Genomic DNA, 23523 nt, shown 5'->3' with positions numbered 1-23523 from the left:
AATAATCCAATAAGGTATATTGACCATAAAGTAAACGTGATGATGGTTAGGTTTGTATCTAATGATAATTAAATGTAGCACGTCAAAATGAGTGACCAAGATCGCGTATGAAATCCAAGCACCATTCAACTGAAAGTTTACAACATAACAAACTGCTAACTCACTCATCCAGCCTCACAACATGCAAACGACCTGCATAAAAAAGTCAGACGAAACTCCAAATAAGGAAAAACCCAAAGTTATTAGCTTTGGGCTTTTCTTCTAGCGACTGTGGTTGGCTACAACCGAATGAAAAAATCAGTCAGGCATTACAACAATACCCATACTTTCAAGCAGCTGCTCTTGCTGCCAAGCGACGATTTTAATCCCCGATGTGTCGACCTTTCGAGGATCTAACCCTTCCAATTCAGCGTGGCATAAGTTTGCTCCCTGCATACTGAACTGCCCCCATACATCTTCCGAGAACACGCCTCGGCTAAGATCAGACTCTTTCAGTGACGCGCCACCAAGGTAGGTTCCTATCCAACGGTTCTCAAACAGCTCGCACTTCTCTAAACAAGCCTGTTCAAAATTGGCGTATGACAGGTTACAGCCCGTAATATACGCAGAGCAAAAATACATTCTATTGCTTACCTGATTGGCAAAATTTGTTCGAGTAAAGTTCGCGCCTTTCAGATCGCATTCGCGCAGTTCGATCCCATAGCAGTTTGCATTACTAAAGTTCGCCATCGCCAACTGGCAATTCTGGAAGCTTGCATCTCGTAAGTCGGCAACATCAAAGTGGCACCCCTCAATATCGCCTTGTTCAATAAACTTACAGTTAATAAACGTTGCGTCGCGTAAGTTCGAACGTCTGAAATCACAACGGATAAACGTGCAGGCTGTAAATGTAAGCTCTGATAAATCTTGCTGAGCAAAACTGTGGTGATGATAAGTGCTGTTATTAGTATCCATTTAGCCCCCTAAAGAAATTAAACTAAGACTATCATTACGATCTTAAGAAAACACCAAATTAAAAACCAACAAAAACAGCAACTTAAAACACCCAAAATTAGCCATTTTAAGGCACCAAACAACCTCTTTAAGGCTGTTATTTTCGTTTTATAGCATGCGCTTATCTTGAAAAAAGTTTTGTCGCTTAGAAGGGGGATATAAGATGAGACACAACGAGAAGATAATCATCATATGTCAGTATGAACTTGATGCAATACCCTATACAGATGCACTCGCTGATAATCGGTCTTTCTCAGGCCCAATTTGTATCGACAGGCCACAACTAAAAGGTGATTTGTACCAGTAAAATCTGAGAAGTAGGGAGGCCAAGATCAAAAATGGCCGCTTAATGCGACCATTTGATAATTATTTAAGTTGTTGTTCTAAAGAACAATTTAAATAAATGTTAGCTCTTGGCTACGTTTGCAATGCCTTCAAGCTGTAGAACTGGGGCTGCGTCGATGTCTTCTGCGTTCATCATTGATGATACGCGTTGCATCGAGGAAAGCAGTAGGCTCTGCTCCCACGGTTCTAGGTTTTGGAATTTTTTAACGAAGTTATCTTGCAGCGGCGGTGGCGCATTGTTTAGCAGCTCTTGGCCTTTTTCCGTCAAGTTCGCATGCACTTTACGACGGTCTGCAACACTACGGATACGTTGTACGTAACCATTCAACTCTAGGCGATCGATGATCGTCGTGGTTGTGGCTTGGCTTACATTGGTGTGATTCGACAATTCTTTGATCGTCACATTACCCATTTCTTGGATTGCTCTCATTAGAATTAATTGAGGGCCAGTCAAACCATACTCTTTACTCAGCTTTTTCGAGTGTAAATCGATAGCGCGAATAATTTGTCGAATAGCGACTAGGATTTCGTCATGTTTGTCCAAGATGCAGACCTTTGTACTAATATACTGTGAGTGGTTTTACAGTGTCGAAGCGAAGAACTCTCATGAAATCGGAGTCAGGACCGCTCAAATTACACTGTAAATTGATAAATTACGTCATTAATTTTTCCGCATTGTACTGATGTTCATACTATTCTCAATCTTTTCTATGCCTCTGAATTTGCGCAGGGCAACACTTTTGCTCAATGAGTCACGATTTTCGCTCTTATATCGGCTAACAAGGTAACAAAAAGCCAGAAGTCGTTAACAAATAAAAAAGCAGAGCAGTCAAATAGGTAGGGAGATTGTGATGGCCCCACTACCTATTAAATGTTTCGATATCTGACTATTTTAGTTCAAAAGACTAAGCAGCACTGTTTAGTTGAAAATTACCTGTCAGCGCGTTGTAGAACTCGCTGTTATCCAAGATCCCAACCAATTGATTGTCTTCAACCAGCAAAATCGGATGGTTACTTATCTGCTTGAGCTTAATCGCATCACGCATGCCAATTTCAGGGCTTGTGACCACGACACTCGACGCGCTGATCGCCGCTAAGTCATCTGACTCGCTCCACTCGACAAGCGCCAAAGTAGATTCACCTTTGACCGATAAAGCACCTTCACTCTGTTCAATCCAGAGGTTTTTAGAATCGCAGATCTTCCAGCTTTCATTCTCTTGCGTCAGCGAATCAAGAGGCTGCATCAAAGAACGACCTTTAAGCACATTCAATGGATTGGTGTGAGCAACGAAGTCCTTCACATATTCTGTTTTCGGCGTCAGAACGATCTCTTCAGGTTTACCGTGTTGAATCAGTTTGCCTGACTCCATGATCGCAATGTTGTTACCAATCTTCAGTGCTTCATCTAGGTCGTGACTCACGAACAGAATCGTTTTGTTTAGTTTGTTTTGCAACGTGATCAGTTCATCCTGCAGTTGAGCACGAATCAATGGGTCAAGCGCCGAGAACGGTTCATCCATCAATAGAATGTCAGTATCCATTGCAAACGCACGTGCCAAACCAACACGTTGCTGCATGCCGCCAGAAAGCTCATGCGGGAATTTGGTTTCCCATTCGGCTAGGCCGACCATTTCTAATTGTTCACGCGCCTTAGCACGACGAACATCTTTGGCGACACCCTGCATTTCAAGACCAAATGCCACGTTGTCTAATACGTTAAGCCATGGCATCAAAGCAAACTTTTGGAACACCATAGAAACGCGGTGAGTACGAAGGTGACGCAAGGTCGCTTCGTCGCATTGTTCACCTAAATCAACCAGCTTGTCTCCATCTTTGATCGCCAATGAGCCACGGCTGATCTCATTCAAGCCGTTAACTGCGCGAAGCAAAGATGATTTACCAGAACCAGACAAACCCATCAGTACACAAATCTCGCCTTCTTCCACCGTCAGCGACACATTATCTACGCCAACAACTTGGCCAGTCTCATCAATGATCTCTTGGCGAGTTTTACCTTGATCGAGTAGATCCAGCGCTTGATTGGCTTTGTTACCAAACACAACATCAAGGTTTTTGATGGTAATCGCGTCCATTGCCTTCTGTTCCTGAGAGATAGACATGATTAAGCTTCCTTCTGGTTTGGTGTTTTGCACAAGCGGTCAAGGATGATTGCGACTAAAACAATCGCTAATCCGGCTTCAAAACCTTGTGAGATATTCACTGTGTTCAATGCACGAACAACAGGTTTACCAAGTCCGTCAGCGCCAACAAGAGCGGCGATAACCACCATCGAAAGCGACAACATAATACATTGGGTGACACCGGCCATGATGCTTGGCAGAGCGGCAGGTAATTCAACTTTGAGCAGTAACTTCATGCGACTTGCACCAAAGGCTTTACCCGCTTCAATCAGCTCTTCAGGGACTTTCGTTACCCCTAAGTAGGTCAAACGAATCGGAGCAGCTATCGCGAAAATAATGGTCGAGATTAAGCCAGGCACGATGCCCAAGCCAAATAGAACCAGAGTTGGAATCAAATACACAAACGTCGGAACGGTCTGCATTAAATCGAGAATTGGGCGCAACATCGTATAGAGCCAAGGACGGTGAGCAGCCATGATGCCAACCGGTACGCCAATTAATACGGAAATCGTTGTCGCCGCAAAGACGAGAACAAAGGTTTCCAGCATTTCTTGCCAGTAGCCGAGGTTAAGAATAGTCAGCAGTGCCGCGACCACAAAGATCACCAGCGAGAGTTTACGGTGTAAGTACCATGCAATCGCAGCGGTAATCACGATTGGCAGAGCAGGCGGCATCCACTTAAATACATCGACTAAAAACATAATGACGGTTTCTAGAAAAATCGAAATAGCGTCAAAGAATCCTGCTGCATTGATTGTTAGCCAATCAACACCCGCTTCCATCCATTGTCCGACAGGGATTTTGTTTTCCGTAATAAAATTCACAATATTGCCTTTTATTATGGGCGGGCTACTTCAAACCAATCGATAAATTGGTAAGCCCACCTTTATTATTTATGTAGCTGTTGAGATAGGTAGAACTAAGCTTTAACTTGTTTTAGGTATTCAGTAACCGCTTGAGTCGCTGATTCACCTTTATGCGTTTTTACGTTGTCTAACCAAGCTTCAACTTGTTGAGGGTTATTGTTCAACCATTGTCGAGCCGCTTTTTCTGGCTTCACTTTTTGGTTCAGAATCTCTTCCATCAACTGGTTTTCCATCTCTAGAGTGAATTCTAGGTTTTGTAGAAGTTGACCGACGTTTGCACACTCAGACAGGTAGTTTGAACGAACGTTGGTGTAAACATTCGCGCCACCGTAGTTAGGGCCGAAGAAGTCGTCACCGCCTGAAAGATATTCCATTTCAACATTGCTGTTCATCGGGTGCGGAGCCCAACCAAGGTAAACAATCCATTGGCTACGGCGTGCTGCGCGTGATACTTGCGACACCATGCCGGCTTCGCTTGATTCAACTAGGCTGAAATCTTTTAGACCGAATGCGTCAGAGTCGATCATCGATTGGATTAGACGGTTACCATCGTTACCAGGCTCGATGCCGTAGATGCGGTCTTTAAATTTGTCGGCATGTTTTGCTAGGTCTGCGAAACTTTTAACACCGGCGTCGTACACGTACTTAGGTACAGCTAGCGTGTATTTCGCCCCTTCAAGGTTGGCGCGAACAGTTTCAACGGTGCCCGCTTCACGGTATTTAGCAATATCGCCTTCCATGGTTGGCATCCAGTTCCCTAGGAATACATCAATGTCGCCGTTTGCCATTGAAGAGTAAGTCACCGGTACTGAAAGTAGGTCGGTTTTGGTTTTGTAACCAAGGCCTTTTAATAGTTCAGAAGTAACGGCGGTTGTTGCGGTAATGTCAGTCCAGCCTACATCAGCGAAGCGAACGTTTTCACATTGCTGTGGTTCTACTGAAGCGTTAGCACCAAATGCAAATGAGCTGATGGCTAGTGCTGTTAACGTTTTTGTCGTCACGTTCTGAATATTTAGAGTCGTCATAATGGTTCCTTTTTATCTTTCCTTTTGCTGCTCGATATCAACGCCGATAGAGAGCAGTTCTTCTGACTTTTGACTTTTGACTTTTGACTAATTAGTTTTGTTATTTTTTGCTTGTTACTTGTTGTTTTTATTCTTTACTACTTTTGCTATTTTTTACCCAATAACAGACGCTTACGCTTCTCGTACTGGCTTATTGATTCTTTGTGTCTCTTCCCATTCCGGTGCTATCCATACCGGAACGTTTTGCTCTTTTAGAACGGGCTTGCCCAGAATCAAATCCGAGGCACGCTCAGCCACCATGATGGTGGGCGCGTTCAAGTTTCCGTTTGGAATAGTTGGGAATACAGACGAATCAACAACACGCAGATTATCAATGCCGCGAACACGACACTCTTCATCAAGCACCGCCATTGGGTCGTTATCAGCGCCCATTTTGCAGCCACAAGAAGGGTGATAAGCACTTTCAACATTCTGCTTAACCCATTCATCGATTGCTTCATCGGAGGTAATGCTTAGACCCGGCTGAATCTCTTCACCACGGTAAACATCCATCGCAGGTTGCGACAAAATCTCACGGGTTAAGCGAATACAATCGCGCCAATCTTGGCGGTCTTGTTCGGTTGAGATGTAGTTGAAAATGATCTCTGGCTTGGCATGCGGATCAGCAGAGGTGATCGCAACCGTACCGCGACTCTCTGGCTTGTTAGGTCCAACGTGTACTTGGAAGCCGTGGCCATCAAAGGCCGCTTGGCCGTCATAACGCATCGCAGCTGGTAGGAAGTGATATTGAATATTTGGCCACTTCAATCCTTTACGAGAGCGAATGAACGCGCACGATTCAAAGTGGTTAGTGGCACCAAGGCCCTTACGAGTCAGAATCCACTCGGCACCAATCATGCCCTTGCTTACCAAGCCAAGCTTGCTGTTGAGCGTGATGGGTTCGTTACAGTGATATTGGAAGTACACTTCTAAGTGATCTTGAAGGTTTTCACCGACGCCACTGAGTTCGTGTTTCAGCTCAACACCCGCCTTTTCAAGCACGGCTTTCGGGCCGATACCAGAAAGCTGAAGCAGTTGAACAGAACCAATAGAACCCGCAGAAGAGATCACCTCTTTGTTCGCTACCGCAACTTGGGTATTGCCTGACTTTTCAAACTCAACACCAACCGCTTTCAAGCCCGATTGACCATTTGAGTCTTGTGCTTCAAGTAAGAAACGACGCGCCACGATGCCCTTCTTCAAGGTTAGGTTTGAACGCTTCAATGCACGGCGTAGATAAGCGTTAGAGGTAGAGGCTCTAACACCCTTGTCTACCGTCATATGCATAGTGCCGAATCCTTCTTGCTGGTAGCCGTTGTAATCGTTTGTTTCTGGGTAACCGGCATCTTTACCTGCATCGATGAACGCTTGGTAAAGCGGGTTGAGCTCCATATCGTTACCGTTACAAGTGCCGACAGGGCCATTGTCACCACGGTATTCATCACCGCCTTTGTTCCATGATTCAGCACGGCGGAAGTAAGGTAAGCATGCTTGGTAGTTCCAACCCGCTGCGCCCTCTTCTTCCCATTGGTCAAAATCACACGCGTGGCCACGAACATAAACCATCCCGTTGATCGATGAGCTGCCGCCTAACACTTTGCCACGTGGGCAGTGCAGTTCACGTCCATCAAGACCCGGTTCTTTCTCTGTTTCAAATTGCCAAGCGTACTTTTCAGTATTCATTGGGTAAGAAAGCGCGGTTGGCATCTGGATAAAAATGCTCTTATCCGTGCCACCAGCTTCCAGTAATAAAACGCTATGTTCACCGCTTTCCGTTAGCCTATCCGCTAACACACAGCCGGCCGAACCCGCGCCGACGATAATATAATCGTAGCGTTGTTCCATGTTTTGATTTCCCTGAGATGAGTCAGTAGGGCTAGCTCTGTTAAGCTAACCCATAAAATTGAGTGTTACGCTTTAGGCATAAGGGCTGGCGTAGTCGCCAAGTTCAATAAGAATGCTCTTAGTCTGCGTATAATGAAGTAGGGTTTCTGGTCCATTTTCACGGCCAATCCCCGAAAGCTTGTAACCACCAACAGGCATTTCTGCCGGTGAGTCGCCCCACGTGTTCACCCAACAAATACCTGCCTGCATTTGATGAATAACACGGTGCGCACGAGAAAGGTTTTGCGTGAACACACCAGCCGCAAGGCCGTATTTGGTGTCGTTGGCGCGGCGAATCACATCGTCTTCATCCGTAAACTTCAACACTGACATTACAGGACCGAAGATCTCTTGTTGAACATTAGGCATGTTGTCTTCGCAATCCACAAACACCGTTGGAATAACAAAGTTGCCGTTTTCGAGACCGTTGTCTGTCACTTGATAGCCGCCCGTCAACAGGGTTGCACCCGACTGCTTAGCTAGCTCAATTGCTTCAAGGACTTTTGACAGGTGTTCTTTAGAAATCAACGCGCCGATCTGAGTCTCCATGTCCATTGGGTTACCAATGATCAGCTTCTCAGTGCGTGTTTTAAGTTGATCGATGAATGCGTTGTAGATGTTTTCGTGTACATAAACACGAGTACCGTTGGTGCACACTTCGCCTTGGGTGTAGAAGTTAGCAACCATCGAAGCGGAAACCGCATCATCCAATTTCGCATCATCAAACACGATCATTGGTGACTTGCCGCCAAGTTCCATGGTGACTGATTTCAGCGTCTTAGCGCTATCTGCCATTACCGCTTTACCGGTACCGGTTTCGCCCGTGAACGACACTTTCGCGACGTCTGGGTGCGCCGTTAGCATTTGACCAACACGGTAATCGCCCTGAACCACGTTAAACACGCCATCAGGAAGACCAGCTTCAGTAAAGATTTCTGCAAGCTTGAGCGCCGTTAGCGGCGTTTCTTCTGAAGGTTTGAAAATCATCGCGTTACCCGCGGCCAATGCCGGAGCTGATTTCCACATCGCGATTTGAATTGGGTAGTTCCATGCGCCAATGCCAGCACAGATGCCCAGCGGTTCACGGCGTGTGTAGAAAAATTGAGATTCGCTCAGCGGCTGTTGGTCGCCTTGTAGCGTGGGAGCCAAGCCAGCAAAGTATTCAATAACATCAGCGCCAGACGCCACATCCACTTCAATTGCTTCTTGCAGCGGCTTGCCCGTATCAACAACCTCAAGGTTTGCAAGGTCATCATTTCGAGCTCTAAGTATTTCCACAGCCTTCAAAAGAATACGGCTGCGTTCCACAGCGGTCATTGCTGACCATACCGCAAATCCGCGCTTCGCAGATTCAATAGCGCTGTCGACATCCGCGGAAGATGCTTGGCCTAACGTCGCGATAGGTTCACCGTTTGCAGGGTTAATGCTATCAAAGGTTTCACCAGAGGTTGCTTTAACCGCTGCGCCATCGATGTATAACGAGTTCATTTCCATTTGAGATTCTGACTTAATTATTGTTATTAGACTCTACTGGTCTATATGTGAGTATTAGGTGTAAATAGTGGTCGTTCTAGCTCTTGCTCTAGGTCTAGCTCAAGGTCTAACGCTACCACTGCGATCTATTTGCTGTGACACGAGTAGAACGTAAGTTGTTTATCTAGATAATCATTGATGATAGCTCGCGCCTTTTGAGCATCGATACCATCTGGGTTTAGTGTGCCTCTCAGCCACAAACCATCAATCAGAGACGCAACCCCGTGAGCAACGAGATCCGCTTGTTCATGATTCAAAATACCTTTCAACTCAAGACGTAAGTGTGAAATCAAACGTTTTTCATTCACACGCTGCAGTCTTTTCAGCTGCTCGTCATGCATTGAATATGACCAAAATGCCAACCACGCCTTCGCGACCTTATTTTCTGCTTGGTAACCTTCGAAGTTACCATCGATGATTGCGTTAATTCTCTGTTGGTGAGCATCAACAGGAAGCGCTTTTAGTGAAGTCGTGATGGTGTTGGAGAGTTGGCGAAGGATTTCACGCATGGTCTCTTCGAGCAGGCCGTGCTTACCACCAAAATAGTGATTAATGATGCCGGTAGAGACTCCCGCTTCTTTGCTGATCAACGCAATACTCGCGGCATGCAAACCGACTCGATCAATCACCGTCATGGTCGCTTGAACAAGCTGTGGTTTACGTATGTCAGGCATCCCAACCTTCGGCATTTCTTAGTCCTTTTATTTTTTATTGAACGTTCAGTTAAATATAAAATGACAGAAATTTAGTTAGGGTTCAAATTATTATTTAAAACAAACTCGTAACAATACAGCATTCAAAAGCACAAAAATCATTATAAAACAATAAATTAAATATCATTTAGAGCACTAACGAAAAGAATTAAAGATTTGAGGTGTGATAGTTAATGGTCAAATGTTTTTACTCAATAAGAACAAAACTTAACCACTTATCTTCTGAGCCGAAATGGGTGATATGCAAAGAATAGGCATCGTTATTTGTGGTTAAGAAGGGAGAAGCGATGGCGTAATTGATCGAGAGCAAGAATGAAAATCAGATACGACGAGAGCACCTTTATCAAGTTAGGTGCTCTCATTTTTTTATCACCAATATCGAGGTAATAAAGCGTGGTTAGTTCAACTAAAAAGCTAAGTGGTAACTATTGCTCGACTGATCCAGTGAAATCACCCAACTTTGCTCTTTCTCACTGCTGCTCATCGGCACCCAACGAGCGTAAATTTGCTCCCAGTTCCCATTCACTTCTAATTCCACAACATCGATTTGAGTTGGATACACCGTGGTGATTCTCGATAAAGGGTCAGCGACAACATCACCGTTACTCATCACAAATGCCGACTCGGAATACAAGTGCAGCGCTCCCGAAGTCGTTCCCGTGTAATCCATCGACAAGCTGATCTTCTCCCCAATATCAAATGAGAAACCGACAGGCGCCACGATATCAGACGTACTGATCGCTGCTGGCTGGATTACTAACGCAGGCAATTGAGCGGGCGTCGGTGTTGGTGTCGCAGCTGGAGTCTGCGCAGGTGATGCACTGGTGTTACCACCGCCACCTCCTCCACCGCCACAAGCACTTATTATGAGTGAGAAGGATGTCATGGTAATTAATTTGCTTATCTTATTCATGGTGCTCTCCTACTCATCCGTCGCTGATATAACTTTGTTCGTGGTCGATGCTTTGTACCATTCACCATCGGTCTCACCGCTGCTGGTTACCCATGTAGGGAATGACGTATACGCATCACTGATATCAACCAGTTCTACAGGGTGATCCCATTCGTCTCGAATGTTGATGACCCACGGCATATTATTACTGGTTTTGAACGACTCAGAGCCTGAAGAGCTGTCATCATGACTATTGAACAAGGCGTTATTCATATCACTGGTACCTGTAAACTCTTTTAAGTGAGTTTGCCACGTCATACCCGGAGGGGTCGCGACGAAGTCACCGTGATAAGTACCATCAGCCCCAAAGATAAATGAGTCATAAGGTGGGTACCCTATGTCATCACGTGATACTGCTGTAGTAAATTCCACGTACAGTTGGTAGTTAAGCACGTCAGCGTTTTGTACCCCAGAACATGCACTTTGGGTTCGGTAGAAAACACAGCTTTCCGATAGTTCACCAAGATTCTCTAGGTCTACTCTCAAATCCTCAGAGACCATCAATATCGTTTCACTATCACCTGCTTGCAAAATCGTATGACCGACGGCAACACCGTTACGAGTTAATGTTGTCGACGCTACGTTAGCAGGTAAAACGTTAGGTAGCTTCACAGCATAACCATTTGAGTAGCCCGCTCCCATTGCTTGAAGGGTGTAATCTACGGTCAAGTTCTTGAGTTCTCGTTGACCATTAAGCTGCTCTGTCACTTTGTAGCGCCACACCACGTCATTGAAGTCGTAGTCACCTTTCAATGGCCAATTATCTTCGAATGCGATCGTTGCGTAGCTGTTCGAGCTCGGGTAAACCGTTGTTACGGTCACATCTTCATTATTCTCTTGAACAAGCACTTCATATTTGGAATCTGTCGTGCCATCTTCATTAACCCCATCAACGGCGGTAAATGGCGTCACTTCGACCGTGAAAATCAGATCATTAAAGTCGTTGTCTCCAGTTGGACGATAAATATCCTCAAAGCCAAGTACCAAAAACTCATTCTCTGTATCTAGAAAGGCAACATTGTGTCTTCTATTTTCAGCTGACGCCTCAGGGTTAAGTGATGGATAGCTGTAGAAAGGTGTGCCCCAGCCACCAAGCCACGGGATGTTGTTATAAGATCCTTCCCAGCCCCAACCATTCGAGATGATAAAAAAGGCTAATGTTTGACCTGCCGTAAGTTGGACACTGAGATCAATAGAGTCCCCTTCTTGCATTTCCCCAACATCAGCAACCGACGTATTAGGAAACACCACGACATGTGCGTTGATATCTTCTTTAGTTGCTGGAGGGTTATCAGTATCAAAAACGAAGTAGCCAAGGGTGTTGCGGTAACCCGCCCCTTCGTTCAGGAAAGTGATTGTGGCTGTGGCGTACTCTGCACCGTCCAACTCATCATCAATATCAATACTCGAATAACGCTCAGATGCAATAAAGGCACTGTTCACGGTAGTGCCTTCTGGCAACATCGAATAGACGTTAGTTAAAACATCTTGAGGAAGTGACCCCGCGATCGAATAAGTATTGTTGGGTTTACCTTTTGCAGAATAGTTAGAAGCATCCGAGCCTGATTCAAATGTAAGGTCTGCGGTTGTCAACGCCATCGCGACACATGGCACCAAGCAACTCGGCAATATGACTGAATTCCAATTTCTCATTCTGTTCCCTCTTTCACTAGCCTTAAACGTGTATAGAGGAATGGAGCAAGTATAGTGCCGAAAAATAAAACTATATTTAACAGAAGGTTATGATTATCTAGTTGAAAATTCTCATTTTGAGAATAAAGTTGAATGTAAAAACCGCTATTCAAATAGCGGTCTTAATTTGGGATGAATAGAAGGGTTAACAAAGTAACTAACTGTGGTTTATTCGCCGATAATCGGCATAGACTGCCAGGCTCTTTGGTGCAACATTTCACAACCAGATTCGGTAATAACGATGTTCTCCTCGTGTACCATCATACGGTTTTTCGCAAATGCCATGCCCGGCTCAAGTGTTAACACCATACCCGGTTTTAAGATCACATCACCGTTAGGCACATGTGATGGCCACTCTGTAAGCTGCATACCTAAACCATGCCCCATACGACCCACATCGTTGCCGAGTGCGCCGTTCTTTTCGAGTACCGACCACATAGCTTGCCACACGTCTCCAGTGGTGCGTCCCGGTTCAGCAATCGCGAGCCCCGCTTCTGTCGATTGATAAACGGCATCGTAAGCCGCAATGGTGTCAGGTGCTGCGTGACCAAAGGCATAATTACGGTCAAAGTCGCTAAAGTAGCCATCAAAGTTAGCCCCCGTATCGATGATCAACACGTCACCTTCACTGAGTACACGGTCGGTTGGTCCCATAATAATGTTGTCATACCCACCTTGGCCGGACGCGGAAATAAGATAAGGACACGCATCGGCACCCAAACGTAACATCTCTAAATGCATCGCTTTACACGCCTGTCGTTCTGTCATGCCTATCGCTAAATGGTGACGAAGATATTCAAAGCCCGCCGCCGTCACTTGACAAGCAAAGCGTACTTTATCGATCTCAGCTTGAGACTTAACACTACGTAAGTCTCGAATCATCAGTGACACATCAACCACGTTGTGTTGGCTCAGCTTCTGCTGTAACAACGCATAGTTGGTAGCAGGCATACGCAGATGTGTTTCAGGGCCAATCATCGAACCGATTCTACGAGAACTCTTGGAGACCTCAGATAGCGTAGAAGCTAACAAAGAGATACCGTCATCTTCAGGCCTTGGTGACGGCCAACTGCGCACGTCGTCAATCCATGTTTCTTCAAAGCCAGCGACACCGATCTCTGGCACTACCGCTATGGGCTTACCAACCGCAGGCACGACCAAAAACCAAGGTCGAGTTGGGCTTTCCCAAAACTGCGATTTAAAGCCACTGAAATAACGGAATTCAGGCTCGGTTGTGAAAAACGCAGCATCGATGTTTTGTGCGCGAAGGCGTTGTTGTAACTCGACAGTGCGTTGCTCGAGTTCTGCTGACTCAAACCCTCTCTGCGGAGGTGTTAACGGCAATATACTCATATCTCTATCCTTGAATGAAGAAAGGTAACCCTAGAATTAATTGAATAAAACATCTCTTGGTAGCAGGGCGATACTTGGAAAGAAAATCAGCAAAGCAGACATCAATATCAAAATAAGGAAAAACGGTAATGCCCCACGGATCACTTCCATGTAAGGTCGCTCGAAAATCGCTATGGCTGTAAAGATGTCACAACCAAATGGAGGTGTTGCCGACCCAATGGCCATTTGTAGCGTTACCATCACACCGACCAAGATTGGATCGATACCTGCGGCATTGACAATCGGCATGAAAATCGGCGTCAAGATCAGCAAGACCACTAACGAATCCACAAACATACAGCCGACAAAGAAAGTCAGTGCGATGACAAACAGAATGTATTCAGGTGAGGCGTCTTCTAGATTAAGAGGAGCTAGCAATTCCTGAGGAATTTGTTCAAACGAGATATACCAAGAGAACGCCTGACCGACACCCACCAGCACAAACACAACCGCGGTAATCAAGCCGGTATTTAGCGCTGCATCACAGATGTCTTTTACGCCAAGTTTGCGATAAAAAATGCACTCAACGATGATTGCATACAACACGGCAAATGAGGCTGCTTCGGTAGGAGTGACCACACCAGAATAAATACCACCGATGATCAAAGCGGGGAAACCAAGAGGAAGAATCGCTTTCTTTATCGCTTCAATACGTTCTGCGGTGTTGGCTTTTTCAACCAAAGAGATGGTGTCACTGTGTTTCACGCTGTAGGCATAGCTGTATAACGAGAACAGGCTAGCGAGCACTAAGCCCGGACCAATACCAGCAATAAACAACTCCCCTACACTGGCGTTGGCTAAGGTGCCGTAAAGAATTAAGCCGATACTCGGCGGAATAAGAAACGCGATGTCACTGGCATTGATGATCAGCGCCATCACAAAGCTGTCTTTGTAGCCTGCTTGCAACAACTTCGGACGCATGATCTGGCCAACCGACACCACGGTCGCTTGGGTCGAACCGGAAACAGAACCAAATAAGGTACAGCTGATACACGTAGTAATCGGCAAACCGCCACGCAGATGTCCTACAAAAGCTTGAATCAGACCCAGTAGGTTATACGCCGTGTGACCACGCGTCATAATATCCGCAGCCAAGATGAACATCGGCACCGCAATCAGAGCGTTCGGCGAGATACCCGTAACCATCTGCTGAATCAGCACTCCCGGCTCAACCTGAGAGAAATGAATCAAACCAATCAACGCCCCAACCGCTAATGGCACAATCATAGGGAAGCTCAAAAACAGCAAAATCACCATCACAGAGACAAGAGTAAATGTGATGACATAAATATCTAATTCGCCGGCAATAATGTCCGAGAAAAACTGTGCAACATCGCTCATTCGAACTCACCTACTTTTGTATTTCTATTTTCAATCACGTCAAATGACACGTAAATCTCTTTATGCAGTAAGTTCATCAAGAAACTCATGCTGTATTGCAATCCCGCGATAAAAAATCCGATCGGAATGATCGCGTACACCCAATACACAGGGAACTGTAAGGCTGGACTTAACCGGTTGATATCTTTCAGCTCTTTAACGTAAAAGAACGCATGGTAGGTGAGATAAAACATCAGCATTGCTGTTAATAACGCAATGATGGTTGTGAGAATTTTCTGAGCTTTCGTGCTCAATGAATCGTAGACCGCTGTCATACGAATATTTCGACCTTGGCGCACCGCATAAGCGAAGCCGACGAAGGTAACAGAGACAATCAGAAACTGATTGAGCTCTTCCGAAAAAAATAGGCTTTTATTGAAGGCGTAACGACCAATCGCATTGGCCGTAGAGTTGATCATCATCGCGAGAATGGCAGTCATGATCAAAAAGCGCTCTAGCTTTTCTGTCGCGACACTTATTTTATGTAGCAGTTCTTTCATAACAGGCAGTGCTCCATACTTCGTTCAGTGACACGAGTCCATTGCCACTATTTGGAGAAGGTTGGGATAAGCTATCCGCTGACACATATCAACGGATAACTATCATCCTTACTAACGCTTTCTATTGCGTTGCTGAAGCAGCCTTCACTTCACCTAGGATCTCTTCGAGAATGGTTTTCGCACCCTCACGAGCTTCGCTTTTCTGACCCGCCGGGTAAGCATTCGCCACTACGTCGTAGTATGTCGTGTGCAGCTTCTGGCTTAGCGTTTTAAAGCGCTCACGCTCTTCATCCGTCAACACAACCACTTGCATGTTTGGACGCTCTTTCAAGATCTTGTCCATGTTCTCTTTGTTGATGCGGATCTGATAGTCGTAAGCCGCTTGATCTGCCGCTTTGATTGCTTTGTCGACCATTGCTTGCTTCTCTTCAGACAAAGCGTTGTACCACTTACTGTTGGTCGAAACGGTACTCACATAAGGTTGCTGACCTGGGAACATTAAGTAGTCTTGAACCTCATGCCACTTTGCGTTGTAGATGAAGTAGATAGGGTTAACCATGCTATCAATGGTCTTTAGTTGCAGTGAACCGTACACTTCACCCCAAGAAAGAGGGGTAGGTGTTGCACCAAACGCTTTGTAGGTTTCAACAGGAATGGTTGAAGTGAAAGTACGGATTTTCTGGTTCGCAAAATCTTCAGGAGTACGGATAGGTTTATTACCGCCCCAAACCATTTCGCCTTCGGACATCATCGACAATAGCTTGAGGTTTACACTCTCAAACTTCGGTGCCAATTTGTTGTAGATGGTTGGGCTTTCCGTTAACACCTTATGGGTGATTTCTTCATTGGTACCCAGTACATAAGGTAAGCTCACTGCCTGAACTTCAGGAACATAAGATCCTAAGTGACCCGCTCCTACAGATACGAATTGAATCGTGCCTTTAGCAGCCAATTCTACGATGTCGTTTTCTGTCCCTAGTTGACCGTAGTAATAGATGCGGACACGGATGTCGCCATCAGATTCCTTCTTAATCACTTCCGCAAATTTTTGCGCATAGATGTTTTGAACGTCTGTTTTGTCCTCTTCTGAAGCAAACTTCCATGTTTCGGCATGAACGCCAAAAACCATGCTCAAACTTAGCAGTGCTACGCCTAATCGTTTCATCCTGTCTTTCCTTTTATTATCCTAATTACACGTTGATGACCTTGGTCACTTCACGCGCTTCAGTTTTGGCAGTGTCGACAATAAACTCCGTTTAAAGTCTGCCATCTTGCAGTGCCAAATGCGTCACTGCTGAATCCGTGTCTCTACTTATCGCTTCTAATTGAGTTGTTACTTCTAATTGAGCTGCTTTTAATTCATTGTTTCTAAATAAGTGTTTCTAAATTGATCTTGTTAAACGGTCGTTCACCAACTGAACCCAGTAACTCGCACCGAGCTTTAAGATGCCGTCATTAAAGTCATATTCAGGGTTGTGCAATGCGCAGCCACCGACCGATTCTGTACCATTACCCAACAGCACATAACAGCCCGGTTTAACACGAAGCATGCTTGAGAAATCTTCCGAAATAGTCAGCGGGTCGCAGGCGTCATTAACGTTCTCTACGCCAAGCACTTTCTGCGCGGCGGCAACCGAGTATTGGGTTTGTTGCTCACTATTGATGGTTGGGTAGAAGGTATTGATGAACTCGAAATCGTAAGTAGCGCCCGCAGCCTGACAAATGCCAGCCACAATCCTCTCCATACTTTGTTTGATTCGATCGAGAGAAGACTCAGTGAAGCAGCGGCAGTCACCTTTAATGGTTACTTGGGTCGGGATAACGTTAACCGTGCCATCGGTAATAAACTCGGTCGCAGAGACTACAGCCGTGTCGTGGATCGCACTAAGGTTGCGAGATACTATGGTTTGCAGACCAAGAATGACTTGCGAACCGACGACTAAAGGATCAACACCTTGATGCGGCAGAGCAGCATGCCCACCCACACCATTGATGGTGATCTCAAAGCTACTTTCACTGGCCATTAATGATCCGGGGCGAACCATCAACTTACCTTCCGCTAAACCGGGGAAGTTATGAACTCCATACACTTCATCAATCGAGAATCGCTCAAATAAGCCATCATCAATCATCGCTTGCGCGCCACAACCGTGCTCTTCATCGGGTTGAAAAATGAAATACACAGTGCCATCGAAGGTTGGGTTCCCTGCCAATAGGTTTTCTGCCAAATAGCTTGCAGCGCCGAGCAGCATTGCGGAGTGTCCATCGTGCCCACAAGCGTGCATTTTTCCATCGTGTTGTGAGCAGTGTGCGAAGTTATTTTGTTCGTGAATATGTAGCGCATCCATATCAGCTCTCAGACCAATGCTCGCTTCACTCGATCCTGAACGAAGTATCCCAACTAATCCTGTTTTACCGATGTTACGCACCACTTCGATACCAAAGCTATGTAACTTATCGGCGATGAAATCGGAGGTCAGATTCACGTCAAAGCCACACTCAGGGAAACGGTGTAAATGTTGACGCCACTCCGTCATGCTTTGAATAAGCTGCGAAGACAGTTGGTCTGGTTTGATCGAGAAAGTAGAAGGCATAGTAGTAGTCCCAAAGTGTCATTCTTTGTATTAACGTAAAATGTAGAGTTAGCTTGACTGCTGAATGTAAACACGAAACGAGCAGCTTTAATCGAAGGTTGTTACAACGACTGCGACCTTCGGTGATTATCTGAGGTTGGCTCAAGATGGTGCTCTAGCAGTGCACCGAAACCTTTTATGGGTATGGGGTAGTTCATCAACTGAAGCGAATGCCAAGCCAATACCTGATTGCTGCTAACAACGGGCTTATCTAATTCCACTTCAATGGATTCAATCACCGATGCTGCACGCAGTGCCGTGCAAGAGATAAAAAGAAGATCCGCTTCAGGATCGCAAACTTGTAGTGCGGCACTTTTAATGTCCATTGGGTCAATGAACGTCATCGCGGTGTCATCTTCAAAGCCAAAGCCAGCAATGCTCAATACCTCAATGCCTTGCGATTCAAAAAATGCTGCGACGTCTTGATTCACGGCTTCGGTATAAGGCGTTAATACCGAGATACGCTTCGACTTAAAGCAGTCGAAAGCCGCTAAGGCCGCAGTCACCGGATTCGTTACTGCTGCATTTGGGCAAGATTGATGAATAAGCTGGGTAATTCGTTCGCTGCCAATCGCTACGGTGCCGGAAGTACAAGCGTAAATCACCACATCCAATTCGGTACCCGGAAGGATGGTATCAGCGCAAGCAGCGATTCCTGGCTCCATCTTTCGCAGGTTCTCTATCGTCAAAGGATTATAGTTTCGAACTCGGCTGGTGAACGACTGTACATCGTCTGGAAACAACGTGTTTAAATCACGCTCAATATTGAAATCTGTCGCTAACGCAATCACACCGACGCGTCCTGCTGGTGCCAATTTTTCTAATTCAAACTGTAAAGTAGCGGTTGCAGATTTCATACTTTCCGACTCCTTGAGCTGCCAATATCAACACTTAACAAATGTTAACAACATGTATCATATAAACTTCAAACTCTGTGATTTTGAACTTTACATTTCGTTCACAAGGTTAATAATGCACCGACAACTTTAAGGATTATCATTAAACGAATACCTTATTGTGCGGGAATTCCGCATTTTTATTGCGTTATAGTGATTTTTTGTTCTCAATCCTCTGTGATTAATTGTTGGAGCCAAATACCTTTAACTCGATCACACACTGGCAAAAAAGAAACAAATAATTTACAAATTGACACTGGGAAGTATGGGTATGACACAACAGCCTGCATTGGTGGTCGACAGTTTCGACAAGAAGATCCTCAACATCGTACAAGACTCAAATAGAGCAACATCAGACAAGATTGCAGAGAAGGTCGGGCTCTCTCCTGCTGCCGTTCAGCGCCGTTTAAAACGCATGAGAGCACAAGGGGTAATTCAGTCTGATGTCTCGGTGATTAACCCAAAAGCGGTCGGTCACGGAATGACGTTTATCGTTCAGGTAACACTTGAACGTGAACGTGTGGATTTGATGCATAACTTCAAAAAAGAGATGAGTTCGAACCGTTCTGTGCAGCAATGCTATTACGTCACAGGCAGCTCTGATTTTATCTTAATCGTCACGGCTGCAGATATGGAGGGGTACGATAATTTTACTCGTGAGGCCTTCTTCGATAATGCCAATATCAAAAGCTTTCAAACCAATGTGGTGATGGATAACGTCAAGGTCGGGCTGACTATTCCGATTGATGAGCAGCGCGATTAGAAAGCAAGACGTGTCATGAGATGAAGTCAAAAAGAGAGAAAAAAAGACGGTATGAAGAAACCTTACATACCGCCAACTTTGGGGCTTACTTTATTATTCGTTGTTCGCGATTAGCTATTAATTGCTAACTGCTAACTATGAGCTTTTCGTTATTAGATTTTGTTGTCGATGATTTGTTGGTAGAGATCCGGGTCAGTTGCCCCTTCAGTACCAATGACTAGCACTCGGCTGTCTTGAGTTAAATCCAGTTTTTCAGCGAAATTCGGCTCTTGCTTAGCGATGATCGCTGCGGCAAACCCTGGAACGGCAGATTCGCCCCCTTCTATCGCCGCTTCCGTCTGCTCGCCACTTGCCAACATGCGCATCGCTTGTGGGATCGCCTCTTCACTCAGCGTCATGAAATCATCGGCGCCATTTTGGAGAATCGTCCATGCCAAGCTCGAAACCTCACCACAGGCAAGCCCAGCCATCAGTGTCTCTAGATCGCCGGTAACTACAACGGGCTTGCCCGCTTGAGCACTCTTCTGCAAACAGTTGGCCTGCTCAGGTTCTACGATTACAAAACGTGGACGCTCAGCGCCCCACAAATCCCAGAAGTAACCACAGACGGCTGATGCCAAACCACCTACACCGCCTTGTACGAAGACATGTGTTGGGATTTCACCATCCAATTGCTCGACAATTTCAGCCAACATCACTGTGTAGCCAAGTGCCACATCCTTCGGGATTTCCATGTAACCTTCATAAGAGGTGTCCGACACAATCACGCGGTTTTTCGCTTTGGCTTCAGAATCAGCCAAACGAACCGATTCATCGTAATTACCTGTAATGCGAACTACTTCTGCACCGAACGCTTCCATCGCTTGTTTGCGCCCTTCAGACACATCGCGGTGAATATAAATCACACAACCACAACCAAACATCTGAGCGCCCCATGCCACTGAACGGCCATGGTTTCCGTCAGTTGCACAACTCACAACGATCTCAGCAACTTCTGATTTCCATTCACCGTTGAGCAGCTCACTGATGGTCGGATTCTTCCCATAGCGATTAGCGATTTCAATCTGAAGCTGACGAGCCACCGCATAAGCGCCGCCCAGAGCTTTAAAACTCTTTAAGCTAAAACGCTGCGATTCATCTTTATACCAAAACTTGTTTACGCCGATCTCAGCAGAGATAGCATTCAGTTCATGCAAAGGAGTCACAGAGTAACCTGGCCATTGAGAAATATCTTTAATAGCCTGTTGAGAGTTCGCGACACTTAAAATGTCACGCTGCTCACTTGAGTATTCCAATTCACGGCGTGCTTGGGGATTAGCGTAGTGTGTCAGAGTGCCTGCCAGTAACTGCATAAATGATCGTCCTTATTAGTCATTCACATGCTCCTTACATCGTTAGATTATAGAAACCTATTGGCCAGTAAGGTTGCGGATAATAAATACTATCGTCAAAAAAGTGCTGTGATTGTGCTTTCTAAAAACCAAATCTGCAGAAATTAGTTGTTACTTAGCGAATAAATGCGGTTTTTACTCACATCCATGTTTTCTCGTTGAATTCATGAGCATTACAAGCGGTACCGCCTTCAATTCCAGAACAAAAAAGGCTGGTGATGACAAAGCACAACCAACCTTTCAACATACACACCTAATTTTTAATGCGAGTCAAAGCTACTCAATACGTGTAATGAAGCCGTATTTATCTGAGTCGGCCTTTGTCACCCAGTGTTCACCAGAAGCCGGAGCAGAATCTAAAGTGAAGATATAAAAATCGATTCCTTTGTCTCCCATCACCTTTTTGAAATAGGTCGCTTGTTGGCGATGACTTTCGTTGGTGTATGGGAATTCTTTAGCCGTTTTATCACCCTCAGCCCAACTGTGCACACCCACCTGTTTATTCAGCTCAATAGCTTTGGTGGTATCAGCGCGTTGCAAAACTCGTGGATTACCTGCAGCAAACAGGTCCGTGCCGCCAGAGAACACCGAACCCGTAGGCGTTACGATCGTCGTCATCTTGTTATTGTGGATCATGCGACCGGTGTACATATTGATATCGTCGTCGGCACTTCCACCAATATGGTTGGTAAACTTCAACGTCATCTCACTGCCTTGATACAATTTCACGATATCAAAAAGCTGAGAATAAGTTGATGCGCCTAGAGTGGAAGTAATACGATCAACAGCCCCAGTCTCGTTGAGCACATCGCGGTAAAAGGCATTGAAAGCAAATGAAGTGGTGATGGTGACCTTATTACCATTTTTGGTGTTACTCAGAATCGTCGAACCCAAGCTCGTCACGTATTGCGACAACTCATTTTGGTACTCAAGCTCAACTGCTTTTGCACTGTTCGCTGTTGTTTGGATTAACGTGGTCTCATTAGAAACAGAGCGGAGCGGGGCGCCGCAATCAAACACGTCCAAACCCTTGCTCTCTGTGTAGATACCGCAGCTATCAAACCCTGCATCAGGAAAATACAGATCAACACTTTGACCTAAACGGCTCGCAAGCCTTACTACTTTTTGCTTATCACTAATATCTTCAGCAAATTGAATTTGGTCATACTGGACACCGTCATAGGTCAGTTTCATTGACTCTTGAAGCTCTTCTCGTTCTTGATACAACTTGCCTAATTTCACTGACGAAAATACGTAATCCGCCTTAGGTTTCACTTGTGCTTTAGTCGCCGCGTTACCTGCCGATTTACCCGAGTTGGAGCTTGAATTACACCCAGCTAAAATAATCAAGGGCAGTGCCAGTAACGTTTTTCTATAGTTATTCATGCGTCATTCCCAAAATGTTTGATTGGAAAATTCTATTATTTAGCGCTTAATTTATCTGTCTTGAGAATGTATGAGAATGTCGAACCTATTTGAACAATGTTTTTTATTTTCCTATAAATGCCAATTCATCATTGAACTAACTTATAAAGTGTTTAATCATTCGCATTAGGTATTTTACGTAAGGCCTGTAAATTGGGTGTACCACAATTACTAGCTACTCAAAAAGACTCCCTCACGTAATCTCGATAAATGAAACGCACGATAAGGCTGATAATGGAATGACAAAACCTAAAATGATCATCGTAGAAGACGATTTGAAACTTCAGCGAATGCTAAAGGATTACTTTGTTACGCAGGACTTTGAAGTCTCCACACTAGATGATGGCAGTGACGCCGTGCAAACCATTCTTGCCGCACAGCCTGATATCGTACTGCTGGATTTGATGCTTCCTGTAACTGATGGACTTACAATCTGCCGACAGACGCGTACGCACTATAAAGGTAAAATCTTGATGCTCACCGCTAGCGATGATGATTTCGACCACGTTGCTGGTTTAGAGACAGGGGCTGATGACTATGTCACTAAGCCAATCAAACCAAGAGTTCTGCTGGCAAGGGTTCGTTCGCTGTTACGCCGCCAAGACACCAGTACCGCTTCAGTCGATGACTCAGACACCCTTCAGTTTGATCAACTCGTTCTGAAAAACACTTATAAGAAGTGTGAGCTTTCAGGTGCGGTTTTATCACTCACTGACAGCGAGTTTGACCTACTTTGGCTATTGGCGAGTAACCCTGACACACCGCTATCGCGTGACTACTTGACGCAAACATTGCGCGGTATTGAGTATGATGGCATTGATCGAACTATTGATAACAAGGTTGTACGTCTAAGGAAGATTTTGGGCGACGACCACACACCAGCAGAGAAAATTCAGACCATTCGCGGTAAGGGCTACTTGTTTGTTTCAACCGCCTGGCATTAACTTCGCTCACTACGAG

At 45.3% G+C, this 23523-nt stretch carries 20 protein-coding genes; 2 read left to right on the top strand and 18 right to left on the bottom strand.

Annotated features, from left to right (window positions below):
- Positions 1 to 297: 297 nt before the first annotated feature.
- The 16 genes from BCU34_RS16735 to BCU34_RS16660 form a co-directional block, all read right to left on the bottom strand.
- Positions 298 to 954 carry a QnrS family quinolone resistance pentapeptide repeat protein gene (locus BCU34_RS16735; RefSeq protein WP_055319277.1) on the bottom strand — a complete coding sequence of 219 codons (657 nt, stop codon included), beginning with the start codon at positions 952 to 954 and terminating at the stop codon, positions 298 to 300.
- Positions 955 to 1399: 445 nt separating this feature from the next.
- Positions 1400 to 1882 (bottom strand): MarR family winged helix-turn-helix transcriptional regulator, encoded by a 483-nt coding sequence (locus BCU34_RS16730; RefSeq protein ID WP_017632044.1) that lies wholly within the window; start codon positions 1880 to 1882, stop codon positions 1400 to 1402.
- A gap of 361 nt (positions 1883 to 2243) precedes the next feature.
- Positions 2244 to 3458, bottom strand: coding sequence for a choline ABC transporter ATP-binding protein (choV, locus tag BCU34_RS16725; protein WP_102480008.1), 1215 nt, complete (start codon positions 3456 to 3458; stop codon positions 2244 to 2246).
- Between the two features lie 2 nt (positions 3459 to 3460).
- Positions 3461 to 4303 (bottom strand): choline ABC transporter permease subunit, encoded by an 843-nt coding sequence (choW, locus tag BCU34_RS16720; protein ID WP_102432469.1) that lies wholly within the window; start codon positions 4301 to 4303, stop codon positions 3461 to 3463.
- A 95-nt stretch (positions 4304 to 4398) separates the two neighbouring features.
- Entirely contained in the window at positions 4399 to 5370 is a 972-nt protein-coding gene (locus BCU34_RS16715) for a choline ABC transporter substrate-binding protein (protein ID WP_102480004.1), read from the bottom strand.
- A gap of 171 nt (positions 5371 to 5541) precedes the next feature.
- On the bottom strand, positions 5542 to 7254 hold the full coding sequence (gene betA / locus BCU34_RS16710) for a choline dehydrogenase (protein ID WP_102432471.1): 1713 nt from the start codon (positions 7252 to 7254) through the stop codon (positions 5542 to 5544).
- Positions 7255 to 7326: 72 nt separating this feature from the next.
- Positions 7327 to 8787, bottom strand: a complete 1461-nt coding sequence (gene betB / locus BCU34_RS16705) for a betaine-aldehyde dehydrogenase (RefSeq protein WP_102530149.1) — start codon at positions 8785 to 8787, stop codon at positions 7327 to 7329.
- Between the two features lie 125 nt (positions 8788 to 8912).
- Entirely contained in the window at positions 8913 to 9515 is a 603-nt protein-coding gene (gene betI / locus BCU34_RS16700) for a transcriptional regulator BetI (RefSeq protein WP_102432473.1), read from the bottom strand.
- 430 nt (positions 9516 to 9945) lie between these two features.
- On the bottom strand, positions 9946 to 10452 hold the full coding sequence (locus BCU34_RS16695; protein WP_102432474.1) for a hypothetical protein: 507 nt from the start codon (positions 10450 to 10452) through the stop codon (positions 9946 to 9948).
- Positions 10453 to 10461: 9 nt separating this feature from the next.
- On the bottom strand, positions 10462 to 12144 hold the full coding sequence (locus BCU34_RS16690; protein WP_102478415.1) for an LruC domain-containing protein: 1683 nt from the start codon (positions 12142 to 12144) through the stop codon (positions 10462 to 10464).
- 207 nt (positions 12145 to 12351) lie between these two features.
- Positions 12352 to 13536 (bottom strand): M24 family metallopeptidase, encoded by a 1185-nt coding sequence (locus BCU34_RS16685; protein WP_102478416.1) that lies wholly within the window; start codon positions 13534 to 13536, stop codon positions 12352 to 12354.
- A 36-nt stretch (positions 13537 to 13572) separates the two neighbouring features.
- Positions 13573 to 14916, bottom strand: a complete 1344-nt coding sequence (locus BCU34_RS16680) for a TRAP transporter large permease (RefSeq protein WP_102478417.1) — start codon at positions 14914 to 14916, stop codon at positions 13573 to 13575.
- A complete protein-coding gene (locus BCU34_RS16675) occupies positions 14913 to 15455 on the bottom strand; it encodes a TRAP transporter small permease (RefSeq protein WP_102432478.1) in 543 nt (180 codons plus the stop codon). Before BCU34_RS16675 ends, BCU34_RS16680 begins: the two co-directional genes overlap by 4 nt.
- Before the next feature lie 121 nt (positions 15456 to 15576).
- Positions 15577 to 16620 (bottom strand): TRAP transporter substrate-binding protein DctP, encoded by a 1044-nt coding sequence (gene dctP, locus BCU34_RS16670; RefSeq protein WP_102478418.1) that lies wholly within the window; start codon positions 16618 to 16620, stop codon positions 15577 to 15579.
- A 217-nt stretch (positions 16621 to 16837) separates the two neighbouring features.
- Positions 16838 to 18049 carry a M20 aminoacylase family protein gene (locus tag BCU34_RS16665; protein WP_102478419.1) on the bottom strand — a complete coding sequence of 404 codons (1212 nt, stop codon included), beginning with the start codon at positions 18047 to 18049 and terminating at the stop codon, positions 16838 to 16840.
- A 101-nt stretch (positions 18050 to 18150) separates the two neighbouring features.
- Positions 18151 to 18945: an Asp/Glu racemase gene (locus BCU34_RS16660; protein ID WP_102478420.1), complete on the bottom strand. Its 795-nt coding sequence runs from the start codon at positions 18943 to 18945 to the stop codon at positions 18151 to 18153.
- A 310-nt stretch (positions 18946 to 19255) separates the two neighbouring features.
- On the opposite strand from BCU34_RS16660, the gene BCU34_RS16655 reads away from it, so the two are divergent.
- The gene (locus BCU34_RS16655) at positions 19256 to 19747 is read left to right on the top strand and encodes an Lrp/AsnC family transcriptional regulator (RefSeq protein WP_102478422.1); all 492 of its coding nucleotides are present in this window, start codon (positions 19256 to 19258) and stop codon (positions 19745 to 19747) included.
- A gap of 152 nt (positions 19748 to 19899) precedes the next feature.
- Here the strand turns inward: BCU34_RS16655 and BCU34_RS16650 are convergent, their stop codons facing one another.
- Both BCU34_RS16650 and BCU34_RS16645 read right to left on the bottom strand, forming a co-directional pair.
- A complete protein-coding gene (locus BCU34_RS16650) occupies positions 19900 to 21099 on the bottom strand; it encodes a diaminopropionate ammonia-lyase (RefSeq protein WP_102478421.1) in 1200 nt (399 codons plus the stop codon).
- A 315-nt stretch (positions 21100 to 21414) separates the two neighbouring features.
- Positions 21415 to 22524: an alpha/beta hydrolase gene (locus BCU34_RS16645; protein WP_102432483.1), complete on the bottom strand. Its 1110-nt coding sequence runs from the start codon at positions 22522 to 22524 to the stop codon at positions 21415 to 21417.
- 278 nt (positions 22525 to 22802) lie between these two features.
- Between BCU34_RS16645 and BCU34_RS16640 the strand changes: the two genes are divergently transcribed.
- Positions 22803 to 23507, top strand: a complete 705-nt coding sequence (locus BCU34_RS16640) for a response regulator transcription factor (RefSeq protein ID WP_048664466.1) — start codon at positions 22803 to 22805, stop codon at positions 23505 to 23507.
- The last annotated feature ends 16 nt before the right edge of the window (positions 23508 to 23523 follow it).

The sequence above is a fragment of the Vibrio sp. 10N.286.45.E10 genome, assembly GCF_002874195.2.
GTDB classification, from domain to species: domain Bacteria; phylum Pseudomonadota; class Gammaproteobacteria; order Enterobacterales; family Vibrionaceae; genus Vibrio; species Vibrio crassostreae.
This window is presented reverse-complemented; position numbering and strand designations above follow the sequence as displayed.

What these genes read in the sequence shown, in the direction of transcription:
- BCU34_RS16735 (WP_055319277.1), bottom strand. Translation starts at nt 954, where the DNA reads ATGGATACTAATAACAGCACTTATCATCACCACAGTTTTGCTCAGCAA.
- choV (WP_102480008.1), bottom strand. Translation starts at nt 3,458, where the DNA reads ATGTCTATCTCTCAGGAACAGAAGGCAATGGACGCGATTACCATCAAA.
- BCU34_RS16715 (WP_102480004.1), bottom strand. Translation starts at nt 5,370, where the DNA reads ATGACGACTCTAAATATTCAGAACGTGACGACAAAAACGTTAACAGCA.
- betA (WP_102432471.1), bottom strand. Translation starts at nt 7,254, where the DNA reads ATGGAACAACGCTACGATTATATTATCGTCGGCGCGGGTTCGGCCGGC.
- betB (WP_102530149.1), bottom strand. Translation starts at nt 8,787, where the DNA reads ATGGAAATGAACTCGTTATACATCGATGGCGCAGCGGTTAAAGCAACC.
- betI (WP_102432473.1), bottom strand. Translation starts at nt 9,515, where the DNA reads ATGCCGAAGGTTGGGATGCCTGACATACGTAAACCACAGCTTGTTCAA.
- BCU34_RS16695 (WP_102432474.1), bottom strand. Translation starts at nt 10,452, where the DNA reads ATGAATAAGATAAGCAAATTAATTACCATGACATCCTTCTCACTCATA.
- BCU34_RS16690 (WP_102478415.1), bottom strand. Translation starts at nt 12,144, where the DNA reads ATGAGAAATTGGAATTCAGTCATATTGCCGAGTTGCTTGGTGCCATGT.
- BCU34_RS16685 (WP_102478416.1), bottom strand. Translation starts at nt 13,536, where the DNA reads ATGAGTATATTGCCGTTAACACCTCCGCAGAGAGGGTTTGAGTCAGCA.
- BCU34_RS16680 (WP_102478417.1), bottom strand. Translation starts at nt 14,916, where the DNA reads ATGAGCGATGTTGCACAGTTTTTCTCGGACATTATTGCCGGCGAATTA.
- BCU34_RS16675 (WP_102432478.1), bottom strand. Translation starts at nt 15,455, where the DNA reads ATGAAAGAACTGCTACATAAAATAAGTGTCGCGACAGAAAAGCTAGAG.
- dctP (WP_102478418.1), bottom strand. Translation starts at nt 16,620, where the DNA reads ATGAAACGATTAGGCGTAGCACTGCTAAGTTTGAGCATGGTTTTTGGC.
- BCU34_RS16665 (WP_102478419.1), bottom strand. Translation starts at nt 18,049, where the DNA reads ATGCCTTCTACTTTCTCGATCAAACCAGACCAACTGTCTTCGCAGCTT.
- BCU34_RS16660 (WP_102478420.1), bottom strand. Translation starts at nt 18,945, where the DNA reads ATGAAATCTGCAACCGCTACTTTACAGTTTGAATTAGAAAAATTGGCA.
- BCU34_RS16655 (WP_102478422.1), top strand. Translation starts at nt 19,256, where the DNA reads ATGACACAACAGCCTGCATTGGTGGTCGACAGTTTCGACAAGAAGATC.
- BCU34_RS16650 (WP_102478421.1), bottom strand. Translation starts at nt 21,099, where the DNA reads ATGCAGTTACTGGCAGGCACTCTGACACACTACGCTAATCCCCAAGCA.
- BCU34_RS16645 (WP_102432483.1), bottom strand. Translation starts at nt 22,524, where the DNA reads ATGAATAACTATAGAAAAACGTTACTGGCACTGCCCTTGATTATTTTA.
- BCU34_RS16640 (WP_048664466.1), top strand. Translation starts at nt 22,803, where the DNA reads ATGACAAAACCTAAAATGATCATCGTAGAAGACGATTTGAAACTTCAG.